This is a genomic window from Burkholderia cenocepacia, assembly GCF_014211915.1.
Classification (GTDB): Bacteria; Pseudomonadota; Gammaproteobacteria; order Burkholderiales; family Burkholderiaceae; genus Burkholderia; species Burkholderia orbicola.
The window spans coordinates 690145-707435 of record NZ_CP060040.1; the positions used below are offsets into that span (position 1 = coordinate 690145).

At 68.4% G+C, this 17291-nt stretch carries 16 protein-coding genes and 1 pseudogene; 10 read left to right on the plus strand and 7 right to left on the minus strand.

The genetic code is table 11. The annotated features are described in order from the left end of the window. Positions 1-182: 182 nt before the first annotated feature. Positions 183-1397, plus strand: a complete 1215-nt coding sequence (locus SY91_RS19560; RefSeq protein ID WP_023476877.1) for an SDR family oxidoreductase — start codon at positions 183-185, stop codon at positions 1395-1397. A gap of 72 nt (positions 1398-1469) precedes the next feature. Here the strand turns inward: SY91_RS19560 and hpaR are convergent, their stop codons facing one another. Continuing rightward, positions 1470-1910, minus strand: a complete 441-nt coding sequence (gene hpaR, locus SY91_RS19565; RefSeq protein WP_023476878.1) for a homoprotocatechuate degradation operon regulator HpaR — start codon at positions 1908-1910, stop codon at positions 1470-1472. 152 nt (positions 1911-2062) lie between these two features. Between hpaR and SY91_RS19570 the strand changes: the two genes are divergently transcribed. Genes SY91_RS19570 through hpaI form a run of 7 tightly spaced genes read left to right on the plus strand, consistent with a single transcriptional unit; the run spans position 2063 to position 7978 of the window. Next, positions 2063-2752, plus strand: a complete 690-nt coding sequence (locus tag SY91_RS19570; RefSeq protein WP_023476879.1) for a fumarylacetoacetate hydrolase family protein — start codon at positions 2063-2065, stop codon at positions 2750-2752. After that, complete coding sequence (locus SY91_RS19575; RefSeq protein ID WP_006479172.1) at positions 2749-3513, plus strand: fumarylacetoacetate hydrolase family protein; 765 nt, start codon at positions 2749-2751, stop codon at positions 3511-3513. The genes SY91_RS19570 and SY91_RS19575 overlap by 4 nt, the downstream gene beginning before the upstream one ends. Before the next feature lie 26 nt (positions 3514-3539). Then, positions 3540-5003, plus strand: a complete 1464-nt coding sequence (hpaE, locus tag SY91_RS19580) for a 5-carboxymethyl-2-hydroxymuconate semialdehyde dehydrogenase (protein ID WP_023476880.1) — start codon at positions 3540-3542, stop codon at positions 5001-5003. Between the two features lie 46 nt (positions 5004-5049). Next, positions 5050-5898: a 3,4-dihydroxyphenylacetate 2,3-dioxygenase gene (gene hpaD, locus SY91_RS19585; protein ID WP_043887895.1), complete on the plus strand. Its 849-nt coding sequence runs from the start codon at positions 5050-5052 to the stop codon at positions 5896-5898. Positions 5899-5942: 44 nt separating this feature from the next. Beyond that, a complete protein-coding gene (locus SY91_RS19590) occupies positions 5943-6335 on the plus strand; it encodes a 5-carboxymethyl-2-hydroxymuconate Delta-isomerase (protein ID WP_006479169.1) in 393 nt (130 codons plus the stop codon). A 20-nt stretch (positions 6336-6355) separates the two neighbouring features. Continuing rightward, positions 6356-7159 carry a 2-oxo-hept-4-ene-1,7-dioate hydratase gene (hpaH, locus tag SY91_RS19595; RefSeq protein ID WP_006479168.1) on the plus strand — a complete coding sequence of 268 codons (804 nt, stop codon included), beginning with the start codon at positions 6356-6358 and terminating at the stop codon, positions 7157-7159. Between the two features lie 12 nt (positions 7160-7171). Next, positions 7172-7978 (plus strand): 4-hydroxy-2-oxoheptanedioate aldolase, encoded by an 807-nt coding sequence (hpaI, locus tag SY91_RS19600; RefSeq protein WP_011547837.1) that lies wholly within the window; start codon positions 7172-7174, stop codon positions 7976-7978. Between the two features lie 75 nt (positions 7979-8053). Here hpaI and SY91_RS19605 read toward each other — a convergent pair whose 3' ends face one another. Continuing rightward, entirely contained in the window at positions 8054-8845 is a 792-nt protein-coding gene (locus tag SY91_RS19605) for an AraC family transcriptional regulator (protein WP_023476881.1), read from the minus strand. Positions 8846-8940: 95 nt separating this feature from the next. Here SY91_RS19605 and SY91_RS19610 point away from each other — a divergent pair, with 95 nt between their 5' ends. Together SY91_RS19610 and SY91_RS19615 are read left to right on the plus strand one after the other, a co-directional pair. Continuing rightward, complete coding sequence (locus tag SY91_RS19610) at positions 8941-9192, plus strand: hypothetical protein (RefSeq protein WP_006479165.1); 252 nt, start codon at positions 8941-8943, stop codon at positions 9190-9192. A 32-nt stretch (positions 9193-9224) separates the two neighbouring features. Then, a pseudogene (locus SY91_RS19615) lies at positions 9225-10186 on the plus strand (zinc-binding alcohol dehydrogenase family protein). A gap of 145 nt (positions 10187-10331) precedes the next feature. Here SY91_RS19615 and SY91_RS19620 read toward each other — a convergent pair. From SY91_RS19620 to SY91_RS19640, 5 genes are all read right to left on the minus strand, one after another. After that, on the minus strand, positions 10332-11423 hold the full coding sequence (locus tag SY91_RS19620) for a porin (protein ID WP_023476884.1): 1092 nt from the start codon (positions 11421-11423) through the stop codon (positions 10332-10334). Between the two features lie 152 nt (positions 11424-11575). Beyond that, complete coding sequence (locus SY91_RS19625) at positions 11576-12643, minus strand: ABC transporter ATP-binding protein (RefSeq protein ID WP_023476885.1); 1068 nt, start codon at positions 12641-12643, stop codon at positions 11576-11578. Continuing rightward, a complete protein-coding gene (locus tag SY91_RS19630; protein WP_023476886.1) occupies positions 12636-14408 on the minus strand; it encodes an ABC transporter permease in 1773 nt (590 codons plus the stop codon). The genes SY91_RS19625 and SY91_RS19630 overlap by 8 nt, the downstream gene beginning before the upstream one ends. Positions 14409-14516: 108 nt before the next feature. Continuing rightward, a complete protein-coding gene (locus SY91_RS19635; protein ID WP_006479160.1) occupies positions 14517-15617 on the minus strand; it encodes an ABC transporter substrate-binding protein in 1101 nt (366 codons plus the stop codon). A 192-nt stretch (positions 15618-15809) separates the two neighbouring features. Next, positions 15810-17291, minus strand: a complete 1482-nt coding sequence (locus SY91_RS19640; protein ID WP_023476887.1) for a PLP-dependent aminotransferase family protein — start codon at positions 17289-17291, stop codon at positions 15810-15812.

The window sequence follows — 17291 nt, forward strand, 5'->3', positions numbered from 1 at the left end:
CGGACGCCCGTCCGCGCCGGCTGCCGCCGCCTCGTGCCAGAGCGCGATCGACGCGATCGCAGGCCGCACGCCGGATCGGGAGGCGCCGGGGCGCGCGTCAGCCCCGGCCCGGCCGGTGAGCCGTGCGCCGCCCGCAACCGCGGGCACCGCGCCGCCCGGCCGACTCTTCGAAGGAGACTATCGTGCTGATCTGGAAAACCGCGTTGTCGCTCAACTGGCGGACGAGCCTCGTGTCGCCGGCCAGCGCACCGGTCGCGGCGGCGAACGTGGGCCGGCTGGTGCTGACCGGCGCAACCGGCTTCATCGGCAGTACCGTGCTGACGGCGCTCGTCAATGCGGGGCTGCTCGAACGCATCGTCTGCGTCGTGCGCGCGCAGGACCGCGGCCATGCGGTCGCGCGGCTGCGGGAAGCGGCGTTGCGCGCGGGGCTCGCGCCGTACTGGGCGTCGCGCCTGACCGATGCGAACGTGATCGTCGGCGCGCTCGGCGACGTGTGGCACGGCGCCGATGCGCCGCGCCTGACCGGCGCGACGCACGTGATTCACTGCGCGGGCCATGCGTCGCCGGCCGACGGCGCGCATCTGCAGGCCGACATCGCCGACGCGGTGCACTTCGCCGAACGCTTTGCCCGCGCGCCGCGCCTGCAGCGCTTCGTGTACGTCGGCACGGCCTACGCGCATGCGGGCCGTGGCGGGATCGTGCAGGAAGAGGCGGAGCGCGACGCGGAGAACGACGTCGCGCCGCAGGCCGACGAAGGCCTGCCCGGCGCGGTGCTGGCGGCCGACTACCTGCATGCGAAGGCCCGGACGGAGCAGCGTCTGCGCGCGCTCGGGCTGCCGCTCGTCGTCGTGCGGCCGTCGCACGTGGTCGGCCATACGGTGCTCGGGACGCGTCCCGCGCCGAATTCGTTCTGGATGTTCCGGCTCGCGCATGCGGCGCGCCGCTTCACCGCGCGACCGATGACGCGCATCGACATCGTGTCGGTGGACGACGTGGCGCGCGCGACGATGCTGCTGGCCGTCAAGCCGACGCTCGCGCACGACGTCTATCACGTGTCGGCCGGCGACGAGGCGCCGCAGGTCGCGCAGATCGTGCGCGCGATGGACGAGGCGGCGGGAATGACCGGGGCGCCGCGCTACGCGGCGTGCGCGCCGGCGGAACTGCCGCTCGTCGTGCGTGATGTGCTGGGGCGCCCCGATCCGGCACTCGAGCGCGTGATCGGCCGGGCACTGCAGCGCTGCGGGGAATTCGCGACGGTCGATCGCGTGTTCGACAATCGCCGCGTGCGCGACGAAATCGACTTCGAGCCGTTGCCGTTCATCGATTACGTCGAGGAGTGCATGCGCACGTCGCGCGGCGTGGCCGTGACCGAGCTGATGCGCGGCGCGATCCACTGATACTGATCGCCCGCTGACCGCCCGCGTCGCACCGGCGACCGCGCCCGCATGTGGCGGGCGCGGTCGCCGTCTTTACGCCTGGCTGCCGAGCTCGATGAGCCGGTCGAGCGCGCGGTAGATGTCTTCCAGGCCGTCCTGGCCGAAGCGCGACTCGAGCTGACGATATTGCTCGTCGATGCGCGGCCCGATCTCCGTCACCAGTTTCCTGCTTTGCGGCGTCAGGCTGACCAGCAGCCGGCGCTGATCCTCCTGCGCGCGCGTGCGCGTGATCAGGCCGTCGCGCTCCATCCGCTCCAGCACGCCAGTCAGGCTCGGGCTCAGGATGCAGCAGCGTTTCGCGATCTGTCCGGCTTCGAGCGCCTCCGTCGGTTCGCCGTCGAGCACGCGGATGATCCGCCATTGCTGTTCGGTCAGCGAAAATTCCTTGAGAATGGGGCGAAACAGACCCATCAGCGTTTCGCGGGCCTCGAGCAGCAGCATGGCCAGGTTGCGATGGTCGAGCGTACGGTTCATCGGGATGAGCAGAGGACGGGGACGCATCAATCTTAACAGCCGAAGCTGATGAATTTCGCATCTCAGGGTAATCGAGGTTGCCACCACTCGATTGTTTACTTAAGATATTAACTATTGACGATGCGCCGCGACGCGCGGCAGGGGAATGACGCATGGAGCTGTCTTGCACGACCGCCGCGGCGCCGCCGTTGCCGGTCGCCATCGGTACCGTCTACGGCGCGCTGCTCAACGAGCGCGCGGCGCTCGACGCGCTCGGCGATGCGGTGAATGCACCGCCTTACGGCCGCCCGCCGCAGGCGCCGATCCTGTACATCAAATCCGCCAACACGCATGCAGCCGACGGCGCCGCCGTGGTCGTGCCGGCCGGTGTCGACGCGCTGGAGATCGGCGCGTCGGTGGCCGTCGTGTTCGCGCGGCGCGCGACGCGCGTGACGGCCGCGCGGGCGCTCGACTACGTGCACGGCTTCACGCTCGCGAGCGACGTGTCGGTGCCGCATCCCGATTACTACCGTCCGGCCGTGCGCTTCAAGTGCCGCGACGGCTTCTGCCCGCTCGGGCCCACGATCGTGCCGGCCGCCGCGCTCGCCGATGTCGACGCGATCGGCCTGACAGTGCGGATCGACGGCGAAGTGGCGGCATCCGCGTCGACCGCGACGCTGATTCGCCCGGTGCGCGCGCTGATCGCCGACGTGACGGCCTTCATGTCGTTCGACGCGGGCGACGTGCTGTTGCTCGGCGTCGCGGGCGGCGCACCGCATGCCCGTGCGGGCAGCACGATCGAGATCGCCGCGGCCGGCATCGGCACGTTGCGGCATACGCTGATCGCGGAGGAAGCGCGATGAAGACGGCGCGCGTGATCTACAACGGCGCACTGCATGCGGCCGAACCGGCCGGCGACGGCGCGATCCGCCTCGATACGGGCCGCGTGGTGGCCGAGGACGCGGTGGCGTGGCTGCCGCCCGTCGCGCCGCGCACGACGTTCGCGCTCGGCCTGAACTACGCCGACCATGCGAAGGAGCTCGCGTTCAACGCGCCGAGCGAGCCGCTGATTTTCCTGAAGGGGCCGAATACGTTCGTCGGTCACCGGTCGCTGACCGTGCGCCCCGCGGACGCCACGCACATGCACTACGAGTGCGAACTGGCCGTCGTGATCGGCCGGCCCGCGCGCCACGTGAGCCGCGCGCAGGCCATCGACTACGTGGCCGGCTATACGGTCGCGAACGACTACGCGATCCGCGACTATCTCGAGAACTACTACCGCCCGAACCTGCGCGTGAAGAACCGCGACACCTGCACGCCGCTCGGGCCGTGGTTCGTCAGCCGCGACGAGATCGGCGACGCGGGCGACCTGACGCTGCGCACGACGGTGAACGGCCGGGAGACGCAGCGCGGCAGCACGCGCGACATGGTGTTCGACGTGCCGGCGCTGATCGAGCACATCAGCAGCTTCATGACGCTCTCGCCGGGCGACCTGATCCTGACCGGCACGCCCGAGGGGCTGGCGGACACGCAGCCGGGCGACGAGGTCGTGACCGAAATCGAAGGAATCGGCCGGCTCGTGAACACGATCGTCGGCGAGGCAGACTACTATCGCGCCGGCTGAGCCCGTCGCCCAAGGAAGGAGAGCACATGACCATCAAGCACTGGATCGGCGGCCGCGAAGTGGAGAGCCGCGAAACCTTCACGACGCTGAACCCGGCGACGGGCGACGTCATCACCGACGTCGCGTCGGGCGGCGAGGCCGAGGTCGATGCGGCCGTGCGCGCGGCGAAGGAAGCGTTCCCCAAATGGGCGAACACGCCGGCGAAGGAGCGCGCGAAGCTGATGCGCAAGCTCGGCGAGCTGATCGAGAAGAACGTGCCGATGCTCGCCGCGCTGGAAACGCAGGATACCGGCCTGCCGATCGCGCAGACGAGCAAGCAGCTGATTCCGCGCGCGTCCGAGAACTTCAACTTCTTCGCCGAAGTGTGCGTGCAGATGAACGGCCGCACCTATCCGGTCGACGACCAGATGCTGAACTACACGCTGTACCAGCCGGTCGGCGTGTGCGCGCTGGTGTCGCCGTGGAACGTGCCGTTCATGACCGCCACGTGGAAGACGGCGCCGTGCCTCGCGCTCGGCAACACGGCCGTGCTGAAGATGTCGGAGCTGTCGCCGCTGACGGCCGACCAGCTCGGCCGGCTCGCGCTCGAAGCGGGCATCCCGCCGGGCGTGCTGAACGTCGTGCAGGGTTACGGCGCGACGGCCGGCGATGCGCTCGTGCGGCATCCGGACGTGCGCGCGGTGTCGTTTACCGGCGGCACGGTCACCGGCAAGCGGATCATGGAGCGCGCGGGCCTCAAGAAGTATTCGATGGAACTCGGCGGCAAGTCGCCGGTGCTGATCTTCGACGACGCCGATTTCGACCGCGCGCTCGACGCGTCGCTGTTCACGATCTTCTCGATCAACGGCGAACGCTGCACCGCGGGCTCGCGGATCTTCGTGCAGCGCACGATCTACGACCGCTTCGTGCAGGAATTCGCGCGCCGCGCGAACAACCTGGTGGTCGGCGATCCGACCGATCCGGGCACGAATCTCGGCGCGATGATCACGCGCCAGCACTGGGAGAAGGTGACGGGCTATATCCGCATCGGCGAGCAGGAAGGCGCGCGCGTGGTCGCGGGCGGCGCGGACAAGCCGGCCGCGCTGCCCGAGTATCTGCGCAACGGCAACTTCGTGCGGCCGACCGTGTTCGCCGACGTCGACAACCGGATGCGCATCGCGCAGGAAGAGATCTTCGGGCCGGTCGCGTGCATCATCCCGTTCGACGACGAAGACGAAGGGCTGCGGCTCGCGAACGACACGGCGTACGGCCTGGCGTCGTACATCTGGACGCAGGATGTGGGCAAGGTGCATCGGCTCGCGCGCGGCATCGAGGCCGGGATGGTATTCGTGAACAGCCAGAACGTGCGCGACCTGCGCCAGCCGTTCGGCGGCGTGAAGGAATCGGGCACCGGGCGCGAGGGCGGCGAGTACAGTTTCGAGGTGTTCGCGGAGATCAAGAACGTGTGCATCTCGATGGGTTCGCATCATGTTCCGCGCTGGGGCGTGTGACGGGCGCCGGCCGTGTTGTCGCAAGAACGATAGGGAGACTTGAACGATGGGCAAACTGTCCCTCGCCGCGAAGATCACGCACGTGCCGTCGATGTACCTGTCGGAACTGCCCGGCAAGCATCACGGCTGCCGTGAAGCGGCGATCCGCGGCCACCAGTTGATCGGCGAGCGCTGCCGCGCGCTCGGCGTCGACACGATCGTCGTGTCGGACGTGCACTGGCTCGTCAACGCGGGCTATCACGTGAACTGCAATGCGCGGTTCGCGGGCACCTATACGAGCAACGAGCTGCCGCATTTCATCCGCGACATGCAGTACGCGTATCCGGGCAACCCGGCGCTCGGCCGGCTGATCGCGGAAACGGCCACCGAGCGCGGCGTGGCGACGCGGGCGCACGAAATCGACAGCCTCGAACTCGAATACGGCACGCTCGTGCCGATGCGCTACATGAACGGCGACCAGCACTTCAAGGTCGTGTCGATCGCCGGCTGGTGCATGTGGCATCAACTCGACGAAAGCCGGCGCTTCGGCGAGGCGCTGCTCGAGGCGATCGAGAAGAGCGATTCGAACGTTGCGTTCCTCGCGAGCGGCTCGCTGTCGCACCGCTTCAACGACAACGGCAGCCCCGAGGAATCGATTCACCAGATCAGCCGCGAATTCTTCCGGCAGGTCGACCTGCGCGTGGTCGAGCTGTGGAAGCAGGGCGATTTCAAGACCTTCTGCGCGATGCTGCCCGAATACAACGTGCATTGCCACGGTGAAGGCGGCATGCACGACACGGCGATGCTGCTCGGGCTGCTCGGCTGGGATCGCTACGACCGGCCGGTCGAGATCGTCACCGACTATTTCGCGAGCTCCGGCACCGGGCAGATCAACGCGATCTTCCCGCTGCCCTGAGCGCTGCCGCCCGCCACGCCTTCGAATCCGACTGGAGAGTTGCCATGCCACACATCGTCGTCGAATACACCGCGAACATCCGCGACGACGCCCGCATTCCCGCGCTGCTGCGCACGATCAACGCGACGCTGATCGCGCAGGGCGGCGTGTTTCCGACCGGCGGCATCCGCTCGCGCGCGATCGAGCTGCACGATTATTGCGTCGCGGACGGCACGGAGGACGACGCATTCGTCCACGTGACGCTGAAGATCGGCGCGGGTCGCAGCGACGAAACGAAGCAAGCCGCGTGCGACGCGCTGTTCGACGCGATCAAGACGCATTTCGCCGAGCTGTACGCGAAACGCTATCTCGCGTTGTCGATGGAGCTGACCGAGTTCAGCGAAAGCGGCTCGTACAAGCACAACAACATCCACGCCCGCTACAAGCGGGCCGGCTGAACCCCATTCCCGATCCGACCATGCTCGAACCCGCCCTCATCGACCAGCTCGCGCACCGTCTGCACGACGCCGAGCGCGCCCGCACGCAGATCCGCCAGATCTCGCTCGACCATCCCGACATCACGATCGACGACGCGTATGCGATCCAGCGCGCGTGGGTGACCCTCAAGCTCGCGGAAGGCCGCACGCTGAAAGGGCACAAGATCGGCCTCACGTCGAAGGCGATGCAGAACACGTCGCAGATCGACGAGCCCGACTACGGCGCGCTGCTCGACGACATGTTCTTCGACGACGGCGGCACGATCCCGACCGGCCGCTTCATCGTGCCGCGCGTCGAGGTCGAACTCGCGTTCGTGCTCGGCAAGCGGCTCACGGGGCCGAACTGCACGATCTTCGACGTGTACGACGCCGTCGATTACGTCGTGCCGGCGCTCGAGATCATCGACGCGCGCAGCCAGTCGATCGACCCCGATACGAAGCGGCCGCGCAAGGTGTTCGACACGATCGCCGACAACGCGGCGAACGCGGGCGTCGTGATCGGCGGCCGGCCGGTGCGCCCGCAGGACGTCGATTTGCGCTGGGTCGCGGCGATCATGTCGCGCAACGGCGTGGTCGAGGAAACCGGCGTCGCGGCCGGCGTGCTGAACCATCCGGCGAACGGCGTCGCGTGGCTCGCGAACCGGCTGTCGCGTTTCGACGTCGCGCTGGAGCCGGGGCAGATCGTGCTCGGCGGGTCGTTTACGCGGCCCTGCGCGGCGCGATCGGGCGACACGTTCAGCGTCGACTACGGTCCGCTCGGGACGATCCAGTGCTACTTCGAGTGAGGTGAGCGAACGATGCAGATTCCGTCGAATGTCTTCAAGGCCGCGCTCGCGCGCGGTGACGCGCAGGTCGGCCTGTGGCTCGGCCTCGCGAATCCGTACAGCGCCGAAGTGGTCGCGGGCGCCGGTTTCGACTGGTTGCTGATCGACGGCGAACATGCGCCGAACACGATCCCGACGATCCTCGCGCAACTGCAGGCGATCGCGCCGTATCCGTCGCATCCGGTCGTGCGCGTGCCGTGGAACGATCCGGTGATCGTCAAGCAGGTGCTCGATCTCGGCGCGCAGACGTTGCTCGTGCCGATGGTCCAGAGCGCGGACGAGGCGCGTGCGGCGGTGGCCGCGACGCGTTATCCGCCGCACGGGATGCGCGGTGTCGGCAGCGCGCTGGCGCGCGCGTCGCGGTGGAATCGCGTCGGCGAGTACCTGCATCGCGCGAACGACGAGATGGCCGTGCTCGTGCAGGTCGAGACGCGCGCGGGGCTCGATGCGATCGATGCGATTGCGCGGGTCGACGGCGTCGATGGCGTGTTCATCGGGCCGGCTGATCTTGCTGCCGATCTCGGCCATCTCGGCCATCCGGGGCACCCGGACGTGCAGGCCGCGATCGACGGTGCGATCCGCGCGATCAAGGCGGCCGGCAAGGCGCCGGGCATCCTGAGCGCGGATGAAGCGGCCGCGCGGCGCTATCTGGAAGCGGGCGCGTTGTTCGTCGCGGTCGGTGTCGATACGACGTTGCTGGCACGGAGCGCGGAGCGGCTCGCCGCGCAGTTCAAACGAAACGGCGACGACGCCGTGAAGCAGGGCGACGGCACGTATTGATGCGGCGGCGGGCGGTTTTCCCGTGTCGACCGCCGGCTTTTCGCCGCGCGGCTTCATGCATGCGCATGGCCGCACCTATCGCTGCGCTTGGCTTCCCGTTTCCATGTATTTCCCCGGCGTCGTCCCCAGCGCGCGCCGGAACATGTCGATGAACGCGCTCACGTTGTCGTATCCGAGATCGAGCGCGATCGTCGTCACCGGCACGCCGTCGGCAATGCGCTCCAGCGCCCGCAGCAGCCTGGCCTGCTGACGCCACTGCGCGAACGTCAGCCCCGTTTCTGCGACGAAGCGGCGGCTCATCGTCCGCGCGCCGATGCCGGCCCATTCGGCCCATTCCTCGAGCCGCCGCTCGTTCGCGAGATCCGCGGCCAGCGCATCGGTGATCTTCACGAGCCGAGGGTCTCGCGGCCGGACCAGCCCCAGCGCCTCGGCTTCCGATGCCGCGATTTCATCGAGGATCACGTCGGCGATCCGGGTCTGCGCGGCATCCAGATCGGCATCGCCCCAGCTCGCTGCACGCTGCACGGCTTCGCGCAGCAGCGGCGTCGTGCGGATCGCGCGCGGCGTGGCCGGCAGCGTCGCGCAGCGGGCTTCCGCGACGAACGCCGACCAGCCGGCGATCGGCCCGAACGAGCGCAGCGAATGCCGGCAATGCGGCGGAATCCAGATCGCATGGATCGCCGGCACGACCCACTCCTGATCGTCGAGGCCGATCGTCACCAGCCCGCTCAGCGCGCCGACGAGCTGGCCGCGCGCATGCGAATGCGGCGCGGTGATACGCGGGTCGCGTTGCGACAGGACGGCGGCGACCACGAACGGGCCGTCGTCGGACGTGACGAAGCGGGCGGGCAGGAGCGGATCGGACATGGCCGGATATCGGTATCGAATGGCTGTTATACCGGAGATCGGCCGGTTTCGCACGCCTACACTGCGTCCATCGATGACAACCGGAGCAAGACGCGATGCGAGCCGAACAGATGCTTCCCGACCATGCCAACCAAGTCGATGCCGGCGGAACGACGATCCGCAAGGGGACCGTCGGCGCGTTTCTGGTCAATGCGCGTGTATTGACCGATCCGAACGCCGCGCCGGCCGAGAGGGCGCGTGCGGAGGCCGATGCGATCGACGCATTGCCCGCGCTGCGTGCGCTCGGCCTGTTCGACGTGCTCGAAGTACGCGATCCCGCGCTGCGCGCATGGCTCGATGCCCGATAAAGGCCCACCCCTCCAGAATTGAAGGAATCACCATGAAAGCAGCAGTCGTTGAAGGCGCTGGACAACGTCCGGTTTATACGGAGCTCGAACCGCCGGGCGCAATGCCGGGCCACAGCCTGATCGACGTGACGGCGTCCGCGCTGAGCCGCATCGCGCAGGGGCGTGCGGCGGGAACGCATTATTCGTCCGTTGGCGGTTATCCGTTCGTCGTGGGTGTCGACGGCGTGGGGCGTCTCGACGACGGCCGGCGCGTCTATTTCTTCGGTGCGCCCGCGCCGTTCGGCGCGATGGCCGAACGTACGATCGCGCCCGATACGCAGTGCGTGCCGCTGCCGGACGCGCTCGACGATGTCACGGCGGCGGCGATCGCGATTCCCGGGATGTCGTCGTGGGCGGCGCTGACCGAACGCGCGAGGTTCGTTGCGGGCGAGACGGTGCTCGTCAACGGCGCAACGGGGACGTCGGGGCGGCTCGCGGTGCGGATCGCGAAGCATCTCGGCGCGGCGAAGGTGATCGCGACAGGCCGCAACGCGGCCGCGCTGCAGGCGTTGCTGAGTGCCGGCGCGGACGCGGTGGTGTCGCTGCAGCAGGACGACGTGCATCTGGCGCGGGCGCTCGAGCCGCATTTCCGCGCGGGCGTGGACGTCGTGCTCGATTATCTGTGGGGCGCCAGCGCGCAGACGCTGCTGGTTGCCGCCGCGAAGGCGACCCCGGCGGACGGCGGGTGCGCTTCGTGGAGATCGGCTCGATCAGCGGCGCGGACGTGCTGCTGCCGGGCGCCGTGCTGCGGGCGACCGCGATCGAGCTGATGGGCAGCGGCCTGGGCAGCGTGCCGTTGCCGCGCCTGCTGGCGTCGGTGCACGGCGTGTTCGAGGCGGCCGGGGATGCGGGCCTCACGATCGACACGCGCACGGTGCCGCTGTCGGCGGTCGGTGAACACTGGGGCGATGCGAGCAGCGTCGTGCGTCCGGTGTTCACGATGCGTGGCGAGTGAGCAGCGCATCGCCAGGCAGCGGGCCGGATGCGGCGTGAGCGTCGAGTTGCGCGGCAGCGTTCGGCCGGTCGCCGTCATGCCGCCGCGCGTAGCGTGGAAAGCAGGCGGGGCGGCTGATCAACCGCTGCCGCTCGTCACGTCGGCTTCAAAACCGCTGCTGAATCCCCGCCGTCACCCCGACCTGCGTGGTGCCATACCCGTTGAAATCGCGCGACACGCCGACCTTCTGGTCATGTTTCGCGATCGCGAACGCCCCGGCCGCATACAGCACCGTGCGCTTCGACAGCGCGTACTGCGCACGCACCGACACCAGCGTCGGGTCGGCATCCGTACCGCCCTTGATGTTCTGGTGATAGACGGCCGCGATCAGCGAGAACGTCGGTGTGAACTGGTACGACCCGCCGAGCCAGTACATGTCGCTCAACTGGTTCGCGGCCGTGGTGTGGAACGTGCGCCGATAGTTGCGATAGCCGGCCATCGTCTTCAGGTTGCCGAAGTCGTAGCTGAGGCCCGCGTGGATGCCTTGAATGTAGTTGACGGTATCGGCCGGCGTGACGCTGTCGGCCGCGCCGTTCTGCCGGTCGAACGTGACGACCGCCGCGAACGGCCCCGTCTCGTAGCCCACCGCGAAATCGTATTTCGAGCTGGTCTTCATGCTGCCCGGCACGTTGCCGAACCCGTACAGCGCGCCGAACTTGAAGCCGCTGAATTCGCCGTCGTAGCGCACCGCGTTCGACGAGCGCGTGAACAGGCCGTCCTTGCGGCCGCCGGTCGCCATCGACGAGGTCGCCCACGAGTAGTTCTGCGCGTAACCCATCGGATCGAACGGCAGCATGTAATCGTAAGTGACGGTGAAGTTGCGGCCGAGCGACAGCTCACCCCATTTGCCTTTCAGGCCGACCGTCGCGCGGCGCGCGAAGATCGAGTCGGGGCCGTCGTCCGAGGCGCCGTTCGCGAGGTCGATTCCGCTTTCGAGCCGGAACACGGCCTTCAGCCCGCCGCCGAGATCCTCGACGCCGCGCAGGCCCCAGCGCGACGTGTTCTTGTTGCCCGACTTCAGCTTGACCGAATTGCCGCCTTGTGGCGCCGCATGGTTCGTGAATTCGATACCGGCGTCCATGATCCCGTACATCGTGACCGACGACTGCGCGTGCGCGGCCGGCGCGGCGAGGCAGGCGGCCGCGGCTGAACCGGTGAGGACTACTGTTCGAATCGAACGTTCTGCGCGTGACTTCATTGACGGTGTCTCCTTGGTTCTTGTGGGTTGGGTGAAACGGATACGGCACGCAACCGCGCAATTGCCCGCGGCGGACGCCGGGAAGCGTCCGCCGGGCAGGAAGGCGGCTGCGTGGAGTGACAGGCGGCGGCACGCTGACCGCCACGATCGGGTCAGCCCGCTTTCGCGAACGCCCAGCAGTCGTTGGTCGGGAATTCGATCCAGTGCTTGCCGGCCGCGCGCGGTACATGGCCGAACGCACGCAGGCGCATCTCGCCGCAATGGAACAGGTACTCCCAGCGATCGCCGAGATACATCGACGTGACGAGGTCGGCCTGCAGGCGGTTCGCGCCCGGGCCGTCGGTGACCTGCACGCGTTCGAGACGGATCACGGCCTGCGCGTCCTGGCCCGGCGCGAGCGTGTCGCGGGCAAGCGCCTGCAGTTGCCAGCCGTCGCCGGCGAGCGTCACGCATTCGCCGTCGATCGCGGCGACGCGCGCATCGATCCGGTTGTTGCTGCCCATGAATTCGGCGGTGTACAGCGAGCGCGGCGCGCCGTACAGCTCGGCCGGCGTGCCTTCCTGCTCGATGCGGCCGTTGCGCAGCAGCAGGATGCGGTCGGACATCGCCATCGCCTCGGTCTGGTCGTGCGTCACGCACAGAGCCGACAGCCCGAGCGACACGATCAGCTCGCGCAGCCACGCACGCGCTTCCTCGCGCAGCTTCGCGTCGAGGTTCGACAGCGGCTCGTCGAGCAGGATCACCGGCGGGTTGTAGACGAGCGCGCGGGCGATCGCGACGCGCTGCTGCTGGCCGCCCGACAGCTGATGCGGAAAGCGTTCCGCGAGATGGCCGAGGCCGAGCTGGTCGAGCGCGGTCTGCACGCGGCGCTTCTGTTCGGCCGGGGCGACACGGCGCAGCTTGAGGCCGTAGCCGACGTTGTCGGCGACGGTGCGGTGCGGCCACAGCGCGTACGACTGGAACACGAGGCCGAGCGAGCGCTGTTCGACCGGCAGGTCGACGCGCCGCGCGCCGTCGAAGAACACGCGGTCGTCGAGCTGGATGCGGCCGTCCGACGGCTGTTCGAGGCCGGCCACCGCACGCAGCAGCGTGGTCTTGCCGCTGCCCGACGCGCCGAGCAGGCACACGACTTCGCCGGCCTTCAGTTCGAACGACACGCCCTTGAGGATCGGGTTGGCGCCGTAGCTGAGGTGCAGATCGTCGACGATGAGCTTATCCATGAAGTTTCACTCCGAAGCGCAGGGCCACGCCGAGACCGGCGCCGACCATCGCGATGTTGATGACAGAGAGCGCCGCGACCTGGTCGACGGCGCCGGTCGCCCACAGCGACACGAGCAGCGCGCCGATCACTTCGGTGCCGGGCGACAGCAGGTAGACGGCCGTCGAGTATTCGCGCTCGAAGATCATGAAGATCAGCAGCCACGCGGCGAGCAGGCCGAAGCGCACGAGCGGCAGCGTCACGTCGAGCGACACGCGGCTGCGCGTCGCGCCGACGCTGCGGCCGGCTTCCTCGAGTTCCGGGCCGACCTGCAGCAGCGCGCTCTGGATGAGCCGCATCCCGTACGCGAGCCACACGACCGTGTACGCGATCCAGATGCTCCACATCGAGTTCTTCAGCTCACGAAGGCCGGGCACGAACAGGAAGATCCACAGGAACGCGAGACCGGCGAGGAGACCCGGCACCGCGCGCGGCAGCAGCACGAGGTAGTCGAGCAGCTTGGTCGCCCAGTCGGCGCGGCGGTGGCCGGCGAACGCGACGAGCGAGTAGAAGCCGATCGCGAGCGCGCCGCCGATCACGCCGATGCCGAGCGTGTTGACGATCGCGCGCACCAGGTTGTCCTGCTCGAACAGTTCGATGAAGTTCGATAACGTCAGCACTTCGGCGAGCGCGACGCCTTCGCCCCAGTTGGTCACGAACGCCCGCAGCACGATGCCCGAGATCGGCACGATCACGGTCAGCATCAGCCACAGCGCGACGATCGCGAGCGCGACCCAGCGCCACACGCCGAGCGGCAGCACGGTCGCGCGGCCGGCCTTGCCCTTCACGGTGACGAAGCGGCTCGCGGTCTTCAGCAGGCGGCGCTGCAGCAGCACGAGCGGGAACGTGATCGCGACGATGCACACGGCGACCGCGGCCATCAGGTGATACGACGGCACGCCGAGCTTGTTGGTCAGCTTGTACAGGTAGGTCGCGAGCACGAGGTGGCCTTCCGGATCGCCGAGCACGAGCGGCAGCCCGAACACCTCGAAGCCGAGGAAGAACACCAGCACGCCGGCGAACAGCAGCGCGGGCATCGTCATCGGCAGGCTCACGTCGAGCGCGACGCGGAACGGGCGGGCGCCCGTCACGCGCGCGGCTTCCTCGACGTCCGAGCCGAGGTTGCGCAGCGCGGCCGACGAATACAGGTACACGTGCGGCACGTGCGTGAGGCCGACGATCACCGTGATCGCGAAGATCGAATACACGTTCCAGGGCACGTTCTGTACCCCGAAGAGTTCCTTGAACCACACCGAGTAGAAGCCGACCGGGCCGACCGCGACCACGTAGCCGAACGCGAGCACCATCGGCGACACGAACACCGGCGTGAGCAGCAGCGGTTCGAGCCAGCGGCGGCCGGGCAGGTCGGTGCGCACCATCAGGAACGCGAGGATGCCGCCGAGCGGGATCGAGATGAACAGCATCCCGCCGGCGATGATGAACGAGTTCTTCACGGCCGACCAGAAGTCGGGATCGCTGAAGATGAAGCGGAAGCCTTCGACGCCGAGCGTCTTGTTCGCCTCGAAGAACGGTGCGGACAGCAGGCTCTGGAACAGGATGAAGCCGAGCGGCAGCGCGACCGCGACGGTCAGGACCGCGACGACGATCCAGCGCAGCATGCCGGCGAGCGGCTGCAGGCTGCTGACCGGCAGCGCGGGAATCGCGTCGCGCGGGCCGGTGGCGGGCGGAACGGCCGGTGCCGTGCCGCGTGTGCTGGTTGAAAGCATGAGTTCGCCCCTGCGGCCATCCGGATGGCCGCCTCAAGGAAGTTGGTAAGGGGAAGGAGCCGCGCGCGCGCGGTGCGGCGGGCGGCTCGAGGTCAGCGGCTCAGCGCATCAGCGCTTGATCGCCTGCTGCCATTGCTTCAGGAACGCGAGGCGCTTCGACTGGTCGAGATAGACCAGCAGGCCGGTGCCGATCTGGATCGGCTTCAGCGAATCGCCGAGTTCCTTCGTGAGGCTCGCGGCCGACGTTTCGCCGGTCACGTCCGCGCGGATCGCGTACAGGTTCGCCTGGTTCGCGATCAGCGTCTGGCCGCGTTTCGACAGCAGGTAGTCGACCCACAGCTTCGCGGCGTTCGGGTTCTTCGCCTTCTTCGACACCGTGGCGAGACGGCTCACGACCTGCGTGTAGTCCTTCGGAAACACGTAGCCGATCGACTTGTCCTTCTTCGCCTTTGCATAGGCATACGAACCGATGATGTTGTAGCCGATCAGGTTCTCGCCCGACGAGATGCGCTCCATCATCGCGCCCGTGCTCGACTGCAGCTTCGGGCCGGTCGCGCCGATCGCCTTCACCAGTTCCCACGTGACCTTCTCGTTCACGTGCGCGTCCTGGGTCAGATAGTTGAAGCCGACGCCCGATTTCTCGATGTCGTAGGTCGTGACCTTGCCCTTGAACTTGTCGGCCTGCGTGGTGAGCAGCTTGATCAGGTCGGCGCGCGTCGTCGGCACTTCGTTCTCGGGGATCAGCCGCTTGTTGTAGACGATCGCGAGCGGCTCGAACGTCGTGCCGTACGCCTGCTTCTGGTACTGCGCCCATTGCGGCACGTTCGGGCTTTCGGGCGAATCGTAGGACGCCATCAGGCCGTCGTTGACGAGCTTGACCTGCAGGTCCATCGCCGAGCTCCACAGCACGTCGGCGCTGGTGCTGCTCGCCGCGTTCTCGCTGATGTAGCGGTTGTACAGCTCGGTGCTGTTCATGTCGTTGTACTCGACCTTCACGCCGTACAGGCTTTCGAAGTCCTTGATCAGCGGACGCACGAGGCCCGTGTCGGTGGTCGAGTAGACGATCAGCTTGCCTTCCTTCTTCGCGGCGTCGATCACGCCCTGGTAGTTCCCCGGGTAGCCGGCCGGAACCTGCGCGGCGGCGCTGCCGGCGGCAGTGCCCAGAACGATCGCCAGCGCGACGGCGAGTTGCTTCGGTGCAAACGGCATGTCTTCCTCCAGTGATGCGTGGGTTTTGTTCGAGTGACGCGGATGTTAATTGCGGGGCACTTTCAGCCTGCTTTCATTCCGGTGCGCAATCGCGCCGTTCGTGTCATGGATTTCCCGAGGTCGACGCGGCGCCGGCCGCGGGTTTCGCGGCGCGCGGCAGGGCTTGAAAGGTGGGCGACGCGGGGGCGCGGGTTACGCGGAAGTGGCCAGCAGTTGGCCGAGGAGGCGGCCGCCATGCCGCGCGTGGGCGGCCGTCAGCGCGGCATAGCCCACGACGACGCCCGCTTCGCGGCGGGCGCTTCGACAGAAGCCGCGGATCGGTTGCAGCTCGACGCCGGCCGCGCGGGCTTGCGCGACATACGTGGCATCGTCGATGCCGGGCGGCAGCCACAGCACGAAATGAAAGCCCGCGTGCTCGCCGGTCACCGAGTAGCGGCCGCGGGCATGTTTCTCGAGCTGGTCGAGCACGATGTCGCGCCGCTGGCGGTACGCGTGGCGGGCGGCGCGCAGGTGCTTCGCGAAATCGCCTTGACCGATGAAGCGGGCCAGCGCCAGTTGGGGCGCGACGCCGACCGAGCGCGCGGTCGCGTGCCACACGGCGGACAGCGCCGGCCGCAGTGCCGACGGCACGATCATGAAGCCGATGCGCAGCCCGGAAAACAGCGTCTTGTTGAACGATCCGCAATAGATCACGCGGTCGCACGCGTCGAGCGATTTCAGCGCGGGCAGCGGGGCGGTCTGGTAGCTGAATTCGCCGTCGTAGTCGTCCTCGATGATCCACGTGCGGTTGCGCTGCGCCCAGTCGAGCAGTTCGAGCCGGCGCGAGACCGACATCGTGACGCCGAGCGGCGCCTGATGGGCCGGCGTCACGTAGGCGGCGCGCGCATCGGGATGGCGATTCAGCGATGCGGTGTCGATGCCTTCCCGATCGACCGGCACGTCGATCACGTTCGCGCCCGCGATCGTGAAGATCTGCCACGCCGACGCATAGCCGGGGTCCTCCATCAGCACCGCCGAGCCGGGCGCGAGCAGCGTGCGTGCGACGAGGTCAATCGCGTGGCGGATGCCGGTCGTGATGACGATGTCGCCGGCCTCGCACGGGATGCCGCGGTATTCCCGCAGGTACGCGGCGATCTCGGCGCGCAGGCTTTCGACGCCCTGTGCCGGTGTCGCACCGAGATCGTCCGCCGTTGCGGCGAGCAGGCTGGCGCCGAGCGCCTTCTTCCATTGCTGCATCGGCAGCAGGCCGGGATCGGCGAGCCGCGCGACGAACGGGACGCCCGGACGCACGCCGTGCTCGGGCTCGGCCGGGGCGGTGGGTGCGGGGGACGCGATGGCGGCGGGGAGCGGGTTGCCGTCTCGCGACCGCGCGGCCGCGCGCAGATAGCTGTCCGGCACCACCGCGCACACGTGTGTGCCGGAGCCTTGCGTGCGGGCGATGTAGCCCTCGGCGCACAGGATGTCGTACGCCGCTTCGACGGTGCCGCGCGCGATGTCCCAGCGCGCGGCCAGCGTCCGGCTGGATGGCAGCGGACTGTCGCCGGGCAGCAGGCGTTTCAGGATCGCGTCGCGGATCGTGTCGGCGATGCATTCCTGCTTCGAGTGCGGGCTGCCGCCCGACAGCCCCGCAGGGCGCGGCAGGTCCAGCGGAATCGCGGCTTTGCCTCGCGGCAT